The following is a 14,038-nucleotide window of genomic DNA, read 5'->3' as shown; positions in this document are numbered from 1 at the left end:
TAGAGAAAATATGGAAACTAAATTAATGTCTTTCCGCGATACCATTATCCTTGCAATGTCTGAGGAAATGCGTCGCGATGAAAATGTACTCTTGATGGGTGAAGATGTCGGTGTCTTCGGTGGAGACTTTGGTACATCTGTAGGTATGCTTGAAGAATTTGGACCAGAACGTGTACGTGACTGTCCGATTTCCGAAGCAGCGATTTCTGGAGCAGCTGCTGGTGCTGCTATGACTGGACTTCGCCCAATCGTTGACATGACTTTCATGGACTTTTCTGTTATTGCCATGGATAATATCGTCAACCAAGCAGCTAAAACTCGTTACATGTTTGGTGGTAAAGGTCAAGTGCCTATTACAATCCGCTGTGCCGCTGGTAACGGAGTAGGTTCTGCAGCTCAGCACTCACAATCATTGGAATCTTGGTTTACTCATATCCCAGGATTGAAGGTTGTAGCTCCAGGTACACCAGCTGATATGAAGGGACTTCTTAAGTCTTCTATCCGTGACAACAATCCTGTTATCATTCTTGAATACAAATCAGAATTTAACCAAAAAGGTGAAGTTCCTGTTGATCCAGACTATACTATCCCACTTGGTGTCGGAGAAATCAAACGCGAAGGAACTGATGTAACAGTAGTAACATACGGTAAAATGCTTCGTCGTGTCATGCAAGCAGCTGAAGAATTGGCTGAAGAAGGGATTTCAGTTGAAGTAGTAGACCCACGTACTTTGGTTCCACTTGATAAAGACATCATCATTAACTCAGTTAAGAAGACTGGAAAAGTAGTTCTTGTCAACGATGCCCACAAGACAAGTGGTTTTATCGGTGAAATTTCAGCTATTATCTCAGAATCAGAAGCATTCGATTATTTAGATGCACCTATTCGCCGTTGTGCAGGTGAGGATGTACCGATGCCTTACGCACAAAATCTTGAAAATGCAATGATTCCAACAGTTGAAAGCATCAAAGATGCTATTCGTAAAACTCACAACAAACAATAATACATAACATAAATTATGTAAACAAATTAATCAGACGAGAAGCTTTGTATCTATAGATGCAAAGTTCTCTACGTCCTTGATATCTTAGATTAGAGCACGGGCTAAAAGCTCGGAAAAAAGATAAATCTCCTTGACTTCATCGAAGTCTGCGTTGATTTCCTATTTTTCGGTCGCTTTTAAACGTCCTTTGCATCATAAATAGAATAGGAGAGGTCATGGCTGATGATAAGCTAAGAGCGACTCCTGCAGCTAGAAAATTAGCGGATGATTTAGGAATTAATCTCTACGATATTTCTGGCTCAGGCGCAAACGGTCGTGTCCACAAAGAAGACGTGGAAACATATAAAGACACAAACGTGGTTCGCATTTCGCCACTTGCAAAACGAATTGCCCTTGAACATAACATTGCATGGCAAGAAATTCAAGGAACTGGTCATCGTGGTAAAATCATGAAGAAGGATGTTTTAGCCTTCCTTCCTGAAAATATCGAGAACGAAACAATCAAGTCACCTGCTCAAATCGAAAAAGTGGAAGAAGTCCCAGAAAACGTAACTCCTTATGGGGAAATCGAGCGTATTCCAATGACACCGATGCGTAAGGTTATTGCTCAACGTATGGTTGAATCTTACTTGACTGCACCAACCTTTACACTTAACTACGATGTCGATATGTCTGAAATGCTTGCCCTTCGTAAGAAAGTTCTTGATCCAATCATGGAAGCAACTGGTAAGAAAATCACTGTTACAGACTTGCTTTCACTTGCGGTTGTTAAAACTCTTATGAAACACCCATACATTAACGCTTCATTAACTGAAGATGGTAAGACAATTATCACTCACAACTATGTCAACCTCGCGATGGCAGTTGGTATGGATAATGGATTGATGACACCAGTTGTCTACAATGCTGAAAAAATGAGTTTGTCTGAGTTGGTAGTTGCCTTCAAAGATGTTATCGGACGTACTTTGGATGGTAAACTAGCTCCTAGCGAATTGCAAAATTCAACCTTCACCATCAGTAACTTGGGAATGTTTGGTGTTCAATCATTCGGTCCAATCATTAACCAACCGAACTCAGCAATCCTTGGGGTTAGCTCAACAATTGAGAAACCAGTTGTTGTTAATGGTGAAATCGTGATTCGTCCAATTATGAGTCTTGGTTTAACAATTGACCACCGTGTCGTAGATGGTATGGCTGGTGCTAAGTTTATGAAAGACTTGAAAGCTTTGATTGAAAACCCAATCTCAATGTTGGTTTAAAGTATTTATTATTAGAAATATAGATAAAGGAAGTAAGATATGGCCTTAGAAGTAATTATGCCAAAAGCCGGCGTGGATATGACAGAAGGACAAATCGTCCAATGGAATAAAAAAGTCGGAGAATTTGTAAAAGAAGGAGAAATCCTTTTGGAAATCATGACTGACAAAGTCAGCATGGAATTGGAAGCAGAAGAAGATGGATACTTAATCGCTATTCTAAAAGGCGACGGAGAGACTGTCCCTGTTACTGAAGTTATCGGTTATCTTGGTGAAGAAGGGGAAAATATCCCAACAGCTGGAGCAGCTGCACCAGAAGCTAGCCCAGCACATGCAGCAAGTGCCTCAAACGATGATGGTAAGAGCGATGATGCTTATGACATCGTTGTTATTGGTGGTGGACCTGCTGGTTATGTATCTGCCATCAAAGCGGCACAATTAGGTGGTAAAGTTGCTCTTGTTGAGAAATCTGAACTTGGTGGAACTTGTTTGAACCGTGGATGTATCCCAACTAAGACTTACCTTCACAACGCTGAAATCATTGAAAATATCGGTCATGCAGCAAATCGTGGTATCGTAATTGAAAACCCTAACTTTACAGTTGATATGGACAAACTTTTAGAAACAAAATCTAAAGTTGTCAATACCCTTGTAGGTGGTGTTGCAGGACTTCTTCGAAGCTATGGAGTTGATGTGCATAAGGGTATCGGTACTATTACTAAAGATAAGAATGTCTTGGTAAATGGTTCTGAATTGCTTGAAACTAAGAAGATTATCCTTGCTGGTGGTTCAAAAGTAAGCAAAATCAACGTTCCTGGTATGGAATCATCTCTTGTGATGACTAGTGATGACATCCTTGAAATGAACGAAGTACCAGAGAGCCTCGTTATCATTGGTGGTGGAGTTGTCGGTATCGAACTCGGACAAGCCTTCATGACATTTGGTTCAAAAGTTACGGTTATCGAAATGATGGATCGCATTGTCCCAGCAATGGATGCGGAAGTATCTAAGAACCTTCGCTTGATTCTTGAACGTAAAGGTATGACTATCTTGACTGGAACTAAACTGCAAGAAATCATTGAAGAAGATGGCAAACTCCGTATCAAAGTTGAAGGAAAAGATGATATCATCGCGAATAAAGCCCTTCTTTCAATCGGTCGTGTTCCAGACCTTGAAGGTATCGGAGAAGTTGAGTTTGAGTTAGACCGTGGTCGTATCAAGGTTAACGAGTACATGGAAACTTCTGTTCCTGGTATTTATGCACCAGGTGATATCAACGGTACTAAGATGTTGGCTCACGCTGCCTTCCGTATGGGTGAAGTTGCTGCTGAAAATGCCCTTAAAGGAAACCACGCTGTTGCCAAATTGAACTTGACTCCTGCAGCTATCTACACACTTCCAGAAGTAGCAGCAGTTGGTTTGACTGAAGAACAAGCTCGTGAGAAATATGATGTCCAAATCGGTAAATTCAACTTTGCCGCAAACGGACGTGCAATTGCATCAGATGCAGCTCAAGGATTTGTTAAAGTCATTGCAGACAAGAAATATGGTGAAATCCTTGGTGTTCATATCATTGGTCCTGCTGCTGCAGAGTTGATCAATGAAGCGTCAAGTATCATCGAAATGGAAATCACTGTTGAAGAAATGCTTAAGACAATCCACGGACACCCAACATACTCTGAAGTTATGTACGAAGCATTTGCTGATGTTCTTGGAATGGCTATCCATTCACCTAAGAAAAAATAAAAATAGATAGACTAGACTGGAATTATTTTCCAGTCTCTATCGTATTAGAAGGTATCTTATGAAATACATTATCAATCATTCAAACGACACTGCCTTTAATATTGCTTTAGAGGAGTACGCTTTTAAGTATCTTCTTGATGAAGATCAAATCTTTCTTCTTTGGATCAACAAACCATCTATCATTGTAGGTCGTCACCAAAACACCATCGAAGAAATTAACCGTGACTATGTACGCGAAAACGGTATTGAAGTAGTCCGTCGGATCAGTGGTGGTGGAGCTGTTTACCATGATTTGAACAACCTTAACTATACCATCATTTCAAAAGAAGATGAAAACAAGGCCTTTGACTTCAAGAGCTTCTCTACTCCGGTTATCAATACCTTGGCTGAACTTGGTGTTAAAGCTGAATTTACAGGCCGTAACGACTTAGAAATCGACGGTAAGAAATTCTGTGGAAATGCGCAAGCCTATATCAACGGACGTATCATGCACCATGGTTGTCTTCTCTTTGACGTGGATTTGTCAGTCCTTGCTAACGCGCTTAAAGTATCTAAGGACAAATTTGAGTCTAAAGGTGTTAAATCAGTTCGTGCTCGTGTAACTAATATTATCGATGAATTGCCAGAAAAAATCACTGTTGAAGAATTCCGTGACTTACTCTTGGAATACATGAAAAAAGAATACCCTGAGATGACTGAATATGTGTTCTCAGATGAAGAATTGGCTGAAATCAATCGTATCAAAGAAACTAAGTTTGGAACTTGGGATTGGAACTATGGTAAATCACCAGAGTATAACGTCCGTCGTGGAACTAAATTCCCAAGCGGTAAAGTTGAAATCTTTGCTAATGTTATCGAGTCAAAAATTCAAGACATTAAGATTTATGGTGACTTCTTTGGTATCGAAGATGTAGCAGCTGTAGAAGATGTCCTTCGTGGTGTTAAATACGAACGCGAAGATGTTCTTAAAGCCCTTCAATCCATTAACTTAGGTCGTTATTTCGCAGGAATTACTGCAGAAGAAATTGCTGAGGCAGTTGTAGAATAAAGTAAAAGATATCCATTTAACATGGATATCTTTTATTTTGGACTTGATATTCAAAAATAATGAGAGTAGAATAAAGAGGAAATCTGAACAAAAAAGGGGATTATATTCAATGATGAAAATTCTAGTGGAAAAACTTGGTCTATTTGAACAGTTAGATCGTATAGTAGTGGCTTTTTTTAGCAAGCAACAACCTTCAAGTCCATATGATTTGAATATCAGTATTACACAAGAACACCTTGACCAGAAAAAACAAGAGTTAGAACCATTGGGCTATCAAGCTGTCCAACTACCATTAGGAATGGCATTAGATAATGTCATCCAGCAACCTCATTATAAAAGCTTAATCATTGGTGGACTTGCTCCCGACGAAATTATAGTCAGCAAAGAAGAATTAATGCCTTTGAAAGATATTGTGGATAGTTTTTGTATTATGTACGCTGCAGCGAATAACAGACTGGAAAATAGTAAGGCTTACGAATTAATGAAAGATAAGACGGTTTATTTTATTGGTAAACTATTTACAGATATTCAAAAAGCCGGTGATGAAATTGCTTATTTAGGAATTGATCGAATAGCGGGCGATGGTACACCATATGAAGCAGTTAAATGCTTTCTAACGGAAGAGAGTGCAGAGAAGTTCAATGGTGAAAAAAGACCTGTCACCCCTGCAAATTTGGCCTATCTAAAATCATTCTGGGGAAAACCAGTCATTATTGAGCCACACCGTAATTATTGGATCGAATTTTTATAGAAATAATAAAAGAGCGTAAGATTCGATAAAAAATCCTACGCTCTTTTTCTAACACTAAAACATTACATAATCTATATTATGTGTATTATAAACTATCCAAGGCGTTTTTCTGTTCGTCATTAACGATATGGGTATACAAGTCGGTAACTTGTGTGCTAGCATGTCCCAGCTGGTGACTGACCAGAACCTGTGATTTGGTCGCATCATAGAGACGAGTTGCTAGTGTATGACGCAGTTTATGGGGTGTTACGCGGACTTTGAAGTCTTCTGAATACTTGGCGACCATTTTTTCAACACTTGAAGCATCAATCCGGTTTGGAACACCTCGATACAATGTCAGAAAGAGAGCTGCATCAGTCTTTTCTGTCTTATAACGTTTGTCTCTTATAGCAAGATATTGTTCTAGATAAGGCTTCGCAAAGGCAGCAACATTGACCGAATCTCGTTTTCCACCCTTACGAGTTACATCAATCACCATCATTTTGAGGTTGAGATCTCGAAGGTCCAAGTTGACTGCCTCAGAGAGACGGACGCCAGAGGCGAGAAGGAGTGCTATAATGGCTAAATCTCGCTCTTTATTCTTATTAAAAGAAGATAGGGCGCGATTTGAGAGAGTTTTAGGGTATTCCTCATCTATATAATTCAAAAAACCCTCTGTTTCATCACCTAAAAAGAGTTTTTGTTTGATATTTTCAGCTCTAGCAGCCAAAGTTTCTTTCTTTTTCTTTGTTGAAACTTTCTTCATTACATTACGATAGAAATAAGGTTCCCCCTGATCGTTTTCAACTTCCTCAGTCAAATACTTATAAAGACTAGAAAGTGCTGATAAAGTTCGGTTAATAGTTGTTTGGGAGACACCATTCTTTGTCGTATTAGCATTGAGTAAAGGACGTTCACGTAAGTAAAGAATAAAGGATTCCATGTCTTTCTTGGTCATGTGCTCCAGAACGTCTAAGGGGATCTCGGCCATGGTGTCAGCATTCGATATACCAGATTCTAAAACCCAGCTGAAAAATCGATCGTATTCCTTTAAGTATTCGTACAAGGTCGTAAAACTGTATGGAACAGCTAGTTTTGATTGATAATATTCCAAAACATACCAGGGCATGACTTGTTTAAGTTTATCAATCCGTTCTAATAAGATCTCGCGTTTCATGTTTTTTCTCCAAATCTTTCTATACTAGTAGTATAGCATATCTAGATATATTTTTCAAGAAAATTATAGTTTTTCGGAAAGATATTATAGGGGCTATATAGGAATGGATTTAAAAATTAAAAGTAACCAAAAATTTTTTTAGAGCTAACCATTCTTAATTATGTACTTTATTTAAGTGAAAACTAAAAATTGTTCAAATGTACATTAACTTTTAGTTTTTCTATCAATGTTTAAATAACTTTTACATAAACTTATAATTTTCTCTAAAATCAATAAAATCCAAATCAACAAACTGATTTGGATTTTTAACTCTCTATTAAATGTTCAAAATTATTCAAAATACTATTTAATAAGTTTTATACTTAGCTTTGCTAGACATTACTAGATAACACGATGCAACAATAACAATAATTCTGATTAGATACATTCCGTAATGGTCGTCACTCATAGTCAATTGAGAAAATACATTAATCATTGAATGTGTCATCACACAAATCCAGAGATTTTTTGTTTTTAAATAAAGAGCTGAAAGAATAAACGAATTTGTCAGCAACCCAAATAAAAAAGGTACTATTTGAAGGATGGCTAGAGAACCATCTATATAAAAGAACAATAAATGCCAAATTGACCATATGATAAATGTTAAAATTGTCGCTTGAAAATAGTGGAACTTTTCTTGTAAAAGTGGCTGAAATACATATCTCCAACCAATTTCCTCCAAACCGCCAAATACAATAAACTTGAAAAACATCAGAAAAGGAAGATACCAGATAAATTGTACGATTTCCCCCCAAAAAAATAGAAAAGAGAAATCAAGAATAATAAGAAAAAATGCTAATAAATAATGTTTGTAACTGGTCTGAATGTTAAAAAAATCTTTTATTATTTTCTTTAAGTCAATCTCATAATAGCAAATGGCAACAATGCTACCCCATAAGGCTGTAGAGATTCCACCAATCATTACTCCGAAAACATTTACTAGAACAGAATGAACGCCATAATGATTGCAGAAAAATACAACTAAACAAACTAATAATAATTGACTAAAAGTTCCAAGTAAATAAACTGCAAGAGCTTTATTTCTACTCATAGCATCTCCCTTTGGTTATAAAAAACAGTCTAAGAGTTACATTTTGTACATAAACAAAATTATGTAATAAAAATATTTCCCAATCTTTTCGTTCCTGAATTTACATAACTTAAATTATGTATTTATAGTAGTAAATCTTTCACTTTTCCAATTTCACTTTTTGGAATTACGAGATGAATCATATCACCTAGATACATTCTTGTAGATCCATTAACTGTCTTACTTTTACCATTATGTACTTGGGTTGTGATGAGTACGTTGTGTGGTAAATTGAGTTCATGTACTTGCTTACCAGCTATTTTGTCTGATACTGGAATTTCAATTAGGGTAATTTCTCCATCATTAGTTGCTGTTTCAGGTAACATTTTTTCTAGCATGGCTTCATAGACGGGCGCCCCTTTGAGCAGATCCATAACAATATAAGCAACTAGGGTGACCATCCCTAAAGGCATTAGATTTCGGATATCTCCGACCATCTCAGTCACAAGAATCATAGCTGTCAAAGGTGCTTTTGAGATAGCCCCAAAATACCCGCTCATTCCAAGAATCACAAAGATAGGAAATTGCTGTTGGCTAACAAGGCCAAGATTGACACAAATAACACCGACTAGAGCACCAAGTAAGGATCCTAAAGCTAAAATTGGTAAGAAAATACCACCTGGTAGTCCACTTCCATAACTGATCATGCTCCAGATAAAGCGAATGATGAAGTAAATTAAGAGAATTTGGAAGCTAAAATCCTGTTCTGTTAAGGATAAGACAACCTGATTTCCCCCACCAAGTATTTGAGGTAGGAATATTCCTACTGGAATGATAAGAAGAAAGGCTAGAATAGGATAATAGGCCTTATCCAGATGAATCTTTTGACCAATCCAATCATATACTTTTCCGACATTCAGAACGGCTTTCTCATATAGATATCCAGAAACTCCAAGAAAAATCCCCATAACCAGATAAATCCAATATTGACTAAGACTCATTTGAGGAATATTATCAGGCATATCAAGTACAGGTGTTAAGCCAAAGATGAGAAGGGAAACAAAGTTTGCTACTAGACTAGCAGCCAAGGTAGAAACCCAGAAGAATCGTGAAAAATGGTGATAGACTTCTTCTACTACAAATAATAACCCCGCAATCGGTGCATTAAAGGCTGCAGCAAGTCCAGCCGCAGCTCCGCTAGCAATCAAAGAACGCTCCTCAACAGGGCTAGACTTGAGCCATTTGGCAATTCCTTTTCCTCCAGCGGCACCTAGCTGAATACTGGGACCTTCACGACCGAGCATGAGCCCACTCGCAATGGCCAAGATACCTAGAATGTATTTCTTCCAGAGGACACTCCACCAGTTGAGAGACATGAGACCTTTTAACTCGGCTTCAACTTGAGGAATACCAGAACCTTTGATATCTTTTTCTGAACGTGTTAATTTGGCACTAAGTAAGCAAATGAGGATATAAAACAATAAAATAATCAATAGATTCCGAATTAAATTTTCTTGGTCTAGATATAGTCCTTGAACGATATGAAAGCCTTTTTCGATCAAAAATCGAAATGATCCTACAATAAGTCCTACGACTAATCCGACAATAATACCTCGCCCTACTTGAGCTAAGATCGTACTGGACGCGAAGGCAAATTCTTTCTTGGAACTAAGTATTTCCGATTGTTCCTCCATAATTCTCTCCTTTAATTATTTTTTACTAGTTTCTGAAACGATCGTTTTAATCGGTTCAAAACTGGTGCGATGAATAGGTGTGACACCGTGCTTTTCAATTCCTTCTAGATGCTTAGCAGTTCCATAGCCAGCATTTTGAGCAAAATCATAGCCTGGAAATTCTTCGTCATAGTTAGCCATGATCTTATCTCTGGTAACTTTAGCTATAATCGATGCTGCTGCAATAGATAAGGAGTTCGCATCCCCTTTGATGATTGATGTCTGAGAAATCGGCAAGTCCAACTGCATAGCATCAATCAAGAGGTGCTCTGGTTGAGGCTCAAGCTGATAAATAGCTTCCCTCATGGCTAGTTTCGTCGCTTCGTAGATATTGACTTGGTCAATGACATGATTGTCCATAATCCCAATACCGATTGCTAGGGCATTCTCTTTGACAGCCTGAAAAATCTCTTCATGTTTTTTCTTGGGAATCTTTTTACTGTCATTCAAGCCTTTTATTTTACAATTTTTGGGCAGAATGACTGCTGCAGCAACAACAGGGCCAGCTAAGGGACCGCGACCAACTTCATCAACTCCAGCAATGAAGCTTATTCCATTCTCGTAAAGCTCTTTTTCATAGCTAAACATGGCTTCTAAGCGGAGATTTTCATCAATGTCAGATTGAAGGGCTTTTTTCCGCTTTTGAATTTCTTTTTGGACACCTAAACGAGAATCTTTTTCAAATTCCTTGAACAAGGGACTTTCAAGTTCAGTTATCTTTGCTAATTCTTCTTTTATTTCTTTAATCGTTGCCATTGAGGTCTTCCAATGTATCTAATGTGTAATTACCAAGTTTTCCATCACGAACTTCCTTGACAAAGAGGTTGTAAAATCGATCGTAATCATCACGGAAACCAAGGATACGCGTCATATCCATAATAATTTCTGGAGCTTCATCATCCAGATTCATTTGTTTAAAACGTTCTTGAAGTTTATCCGGATAATGAGTTTTAAAGTAATTGAGTCCAAAAATAGTCACTTCATCCATCGGAAGCAACTGGTCTTTGATAGCTCCAGTCAATGCGAGTTTAAGGGCAACCGTTTCATCTTCGAATTTTGGCCAAAGAATACCAGGAGTATCCAATATTTCCAAATCTTTATTGGTTTTGAGCCATTGTTGACCTTTTGTCACACCAGGCTTGTTCCCAACTACGGCAATTTTCTTACCAGCCAAACGGTTCATCAGAGTTGATTTTCCTGCGTTTGGAATCCCAATAATCATGGTGCGTAAGGTTTCAATTTGAATACCACGTTCTCTTTGACGAGCAATCTTATCTGCCATGAGTTTCTTAGCAGCGTCTGTTACGACTTTAACTGTAATTTGCTCTTTAGAGTTGATAGCAAGTGTCTGAATGCCTTGTGATTCAAAGTGCTGACGCCATTCTTTTGTTAATACTGGGTCCGCTAGGTCTGCCTTGTTTAGAATCAATAGCCTTGGTTTGTCCCCAATGATTTTAGTCAGCATTGGATTTTGGCTAGACAAGGGCAAACGTGCATCTACTAAAACTGTCACAAAATCAACAAATTTTAAATTTTCCTGGACCTGACGACGCGCCTTGGACATATGTCCAGGAAACCATTGAATAGTTGCCATTCTGTAAAATTCCTTTCTTTTATTGGATTTGTATCTATTTTTTCATATTTAAAAAATAAATAGATATCCTTTTTCTAAAAATAAATCACTATCTTTTATTATAACATGATTTCTCATATTTGACGCTTGATTCAATGCCGATTGTAAAATGTTTTCTAAGTCAATCAGTCACAAATTAAATTCCTCATTGTCTAAAATAATTGAAAAATAATAGTGTTCACCATGATCTTTAACATAGTTGCTGATATATTTTTCTGTTTGAATAATGGATTTACTGCTATCAATGGTTGGATCTTGTTTCTCGTAATACCAATGATCATAAGTATGTTTCAATTGGCCATTCTTGTAGCAAAAAACATCTCCACCTAGTATAATTTGATTATTGGCTTTGAGATTATCAAGTAAGTCTGGGATTACTAAATAATCATAAGCGTATGCGTTGATCCCTATGTGATTTAAATTTATCCCTCTTGTATGTATATGTTCAAAATTCTGCTTCATAAAGTTCATTTCTCAAGTTTCTCTTGATAAGCAAAATCGATAACCACTTTGCAGTCGTTATCGATTTTAATGATTTTTAATCTTTTTCACCTAGCTGACTGTTGATTCTCATCATGATACTTGCAATTTTTTCTCCCCAGTATGGATCCGATGCATAAAGAACATTCATCCCTGACGCTTTATTTCCAAGGTATGTTCTGCCATTATCGATGTAATTTTCGCGGATCCACTTGGCTGCACCTAAGATACCCTTATCAACATCGTCAAAGCTTTTTGCTGAATCATATGGTGTTGTATCATAAGCAGCGATACCAAAGAAGTTGTTTTTATCTTTAGCAATTTGGCTACGTCCCCATGAACTTTCTATGGCACTATGGGCAATTAGATAGAGAGCGTTGATCTGATAACGTTCTTCAGCTTCTTTAAAGATTGCTCCCTTACCTGCCAGACGACTTCCTTTGATATTCATAAGAGAATAGACTTTATCTAATTCTTCAGCTGTGTAATTGGTTGGTTTTCTTAAATCTCTAAATAAGAAAGGATTTTCAACTGTAAAGTTCTCAAAGTTCTTGCCATCAGCTGAATAGTATTTTTTACCAATTGCCATTGATGAACTATGAGGTGCTACACGAATACTTGCGTAAGGTGATAACTCATGGTAAAGATAATTACCGTCAGTGGCATAGTGAGGAATGAAGTCACTATCTGAGCTGACTGCTACTAGATCACTCTTGTTCATATATCCTGAAAGGCCAGAAATTTTGACCGGAAGTCGACCGTCTTTGGCTTCAGCTCCATCAATCGCTACAATACTTCCTTGCGAAATATAGCTAAGTTTCTCACCAGAAGCACTATATACATTTGCTGTAATAGGTTTTACTTTATAGTATGCCGCTGTATCAGAAATCCATTTTCCGTTGCTTTGGAAAGTATAGTCTTTTCCATTAATGGTGAAGTTACCAGTTACATAGACTCCATCTTCTTTTAGATAATACCAAGCGTTGTAGTCCTTATCGAAAATCCATTCATTTTTGGCCATATAACCAAAAGATTTGAGATAGTAAGAACCTACCCATTGATTTTCAGCATAGGTACCGTCCGACTTGAGGTAGAACCAACTCTTGTATTTTTCATCGAAATTCCATTCGCTTTTAGCCATGGCCCCACTATCTTTTAGATAGTATTTCTCTTTCCATTGGCTACTTAACATGACACCGTCTTTATTAAAATAGTACCATGAACCGCTAATTTTCTCCCACTTATCGCGAATAATTTTTCCTGATGCTGTAGCATAATACCACTTATCTTCGAGTTTTGCCCAGGCATTTTCTGCCATAGCTCCACTAGTCTTGAGAAGATGGTCTTTATAAATAGTAGCACTTAGCATGACACCAGATTCATCAAATCGATACCATAGGCCATCAATCTTTGCCCACTTGTCACGATTGATTTTACCTTCTTGATTCCCATAATACCATTTATCAGCAATTTTGACCCAACTATTTTCAGCTAAGGCTCCACTTGATTTGAATAGATAGTCATCGTAAACAGCATTACTGATCATGATACCATTTTCATCGAATCGATACCAAACACCAGCTATCTTTTTCCAATTATTACGAGTAACTTTCCCGTCCTCAGTGGAATAATACCACTGGTTGTCAATTTTTACCCAAGAAGATTCTGTCAAAGCACCGCTATTATTCAATAGGTAATCATTAAAGATAGTATTACTAAGCATGATACCATCTTGATTAAAATAGTACCAAACACCAGCTATTTTTTTCCAATTCGAAACTGGCTGATTATCCTCATAATAACGCCATTGGTTATTTTCTTTTTGCCAACCTTCTTTGTTAACTACTTCTACTATTGTTTCTTTTGAAGGTTGTTCTTTGGTCTCTGGAGTTTGAGAAGTTGCTTTTTCAGCTTCGCTTTGATTTTTCTTTTCATTGCTGACTGTATTTGTAGCAATCTTTTCTGATGATTGAACATTATTGGTAGCTTGAGAATCCTCGGCATAGACGGTCGTTTTTGCAAAACCTGCCATAGAGAGGGCAACTGTACTTGCCAGCAATATTTTTTTCATTCTTTTCTCCTTGCAAATACCTAAATAGGGGATTTGATGTTTCTATATATTGTGTAAAAAACAGTAATTATCCACTATATTATACAATATTC

12 protein-coding genes are annotated in these 14,038 nt (G+C 37.4%); 5 read left to right on the top strand and 7 right to left on the bottom strand.

Going from position 1 to position 14,038, the window contains the following annotated elements; translation table 11 throughout:
• Positions 1–10: 10 nt before the first annotated feature.
• The 5 genes from ACESOD_RS00250 (at position 11) to ACESOD_RS00230 (ending at position 5,804) form a co-directional block, all read left to right on the top strand.
• Positions 11–1,003: an alpha-ketoacid dehydrogenase subunit beta gene (locus ACESOD_RS00250; RefSeq protein ID WP_006152177.1), complete on the top strand. Its 993-nt coding sequence runs from the start codon at positions 11–13 to the stop codon at positions 1,001–1,003.
• 215 nt (positions 1,004–1,218) lie between these two features.
• Positions 1,219–2,262, top strand: coding sequence for a dihydrolipoamide acetyltransferase (locus ACESOD_RS00245; protein ID WP_373093316.1), 1,044 nt, complete (start codon positions 1,219–1,221; stop codon positions 2,260–2,262).
• A gap of 39 nt (positions 2,263–2,301) precedes the next feature.
• Complete coding sequence (gene lpdA / locus ACESOD_RS00240; protein ID WP_373093314.1) at positions 2,302–4,005, top strand: dihydrolipoyl dehydrogenase; 1,704 nt, start codon at positions 2,302–2,304, stop codon at positions 4,003–4,005.
• Between the two features lie 58 nt (positions 4,006–4,063).
• Entirely contained in the window at positions 4,064–5,053 is a 990-nt protein-coding gene (locus ACESOD_RS00235) for a lipoate--protein ligase (protein WP_373093313.1), read from the top strand.
• 109 nt (positions 5,054–5,162) lie between these two features.
• Positions 5,163–5,804, top strand: a complete 642-nt coding sequence (locus ACESOD_RS00230; RefSeq protein WP_373093312.1) for a hypothetical protein — start codon at positions 5,163–5,165, stop codon at positions 5,802–5,804.
• A gap of 85 nt (positions 5,805–5,889) precedes the next feature.
• Here the strand turns inward: ACESOD_RS00230 and xerS are convergent, their stop codons facing one another.
• The 7 genes from xerS to ACESOD_RS00195 form a co-directional block, all read right to left on the bottom strand.
• Entirely contained in the window at positions 5,890–6,960 is a 1,071-nt protein-coding gene (gene xerS, locus ACESOD_RS00225) for a tyrosine recombinase XerS (protein ID WP_373093311.1), read from the bottom strand.
• A gap of 346 nt (positions 6,961–7,306) precedes the next feature.
• Positions 7,307–8,050, bottom strand: coding sequence for a CPBP family intramembrane glutamic endopeptidase (locus ACESOD_RS00220; RefSeq protein ID WP_373093309.1), 744 nt, complete (start codon positions 8,048–8,050; stop codon positions 7,307–7,309).
• A gap of 122 nt (positions 8,051–8,172) precedes the next feature.
• A complete protein-coding gene (locus ACESOD_RS00215; RefSeq protein ID WP_373093307.1) occupies positions 8,173–9,723 on the bottom strand; it encodes a ClC family H(+)/Cl(-) exchange transporter in 1,551 nt (516 codons plus the stop codon).
• A 15-nt stretch (positions 9,724–9,738) separates the two neighbouring features.
• Entirely contained in the window at positions 9,739–10,518 is a 780-nt protein-coding gene (locus ACESOD_RS00210; RefSeq protein WP_373093305.1) for a ribonuclease HII, read from the bottom strand.
• Entirely contained in the window at positions 10,505–11,356 is an 852-nt protein-coding gene (ylqF, locus tag ACESOD_RS00205) for a ribosome biogenesis GTPase YlqF (RefSeq protein WP_320692420.1), read from the bottom strand. The genes ACESOD_RS00210 and ylqF overlap by 14 nt, the downstream gene beginning before the upstream one ends.
• A 168-nt stretch (positions 11,357–11,524) precedes the next feature.
• Positions 11,525–11,857, bottom strand: a complete 333-nt coding sequence (gene imm40, locus ACESOD_RS00200) for an Imm40 family immunity protein (RefSeq protein WP_373093303.1) — start codon at positions 11,855–11,857, stop codon at positions 11,525–11,527.
• A gap of 76 nt (positions 11,858–11,933) precedes the next feature.
• Positions 11,934–13,946 carry a glucosaminidase domain-containing protein gene (locus ACESOD_RS00195; RefSeq protein ID WP_373093301.1) on the bottom strand — a complete coding sequence of 671 codons (2,013 nt, stop codon included), beginning with the start codon at positions 13,944–13,946 and terminating at the stop codon, positions 11,934–11,936.
• Positions 13,947–14,038: the final 92 nt, after the last annotated feature.

It is taken from the genome of Streptococcus oralis, assembly GCF_964238205.1.
In the GTDB taxonomy this organism is placed as follows: Bacteria; Bacillota; Bacilli; order Lactobacillales; family Streptococcaceae; genus Streptococcus; species Streptococcus oralis_CZ.
This window is presented reverse-complemented; position numbering and strand designations above follow the sequence as displayed.

Coding starts and splice junctions, on each gene's coding strand:
- ACESOD_RS00220 (WP_373093309.1), bottom strand. CDS start 8,050: ATGAGTAGAAATAAAGCTCTTGCAGTTTATTTACTTGGAACTTTTAGT.
- lpdA (WP_373093314.1), top strand. CDS start 2,302: ATGGCCTTAGAAGTAATTATGCCAAAAGCCGGCGTGGATATGACAGAA.
- ACESOD_RS00195 (WP_373093301.1), bottom strand. CDS start 13,946: ATGAAAAAAATATTGCTGGCAAGTACAGTTGCCCTCTCTATGGCAGGT.
- ylqF (WP_320692420.1), bottom strand. CDS start 11,356: ATGGCAACTATTCAATGGTTTCCTGGACATATGTCCAAGGCGCGTCGT.
- ACESOD_RS00250 (WP_006152177.1), top strand. CDS start 11: ATGGAAACTAAATTAATGTCTTTCCGCGATACCATTATCCTTGCAATG.
- ACESOD_RS00235 (WP_373093313.1), top strand. CDS start 4,064: ATGAAATACATTATCAATCATTCAAACGACACTGCCTTTAATATTGCT.
- ACESOD_RS00245 (WP_373093316.1), top strand. CDS start 1,219: ATGGCTGATGATAAGCTAAGAGCGACTCCTGCAGCTAGAAAATTAGCG.
- imm40 (WP_373093303.1), bottom strand. CDS start 11,857: ATGAAGCAGAATTTTGAACATATACATACAAGAGGGATAAATTTAAAT.
- xerS (WP_373093311.1), bottom strand. CDS start 6,960: ATGAAACGCGAGATCTTATTAGAACGGATTGATAAACTTAAACAAGTC.
- ACESOD_RS00230 (WP_373093312.1), top strand. CDS start 5,163: ATGATGAAAATTCTAGTGGAAAAACTTGGTCTATTTGAACAGTTAGAT.
- ACESOD_RS00210 (WP_373093305.1), bottom strand. CDS start 10,518: ATGGCAACGATTAAAGAAATAAAAGAAGAATTAGCAAAGATAACTGAA.
- ACESOD_RS00215 (WP_373093307.1), bottom strand. CDS start 9,723: ATGGAGGAACAATCGGAAATACTTAGTTCCAAGAAAGAATTTGCCTTC.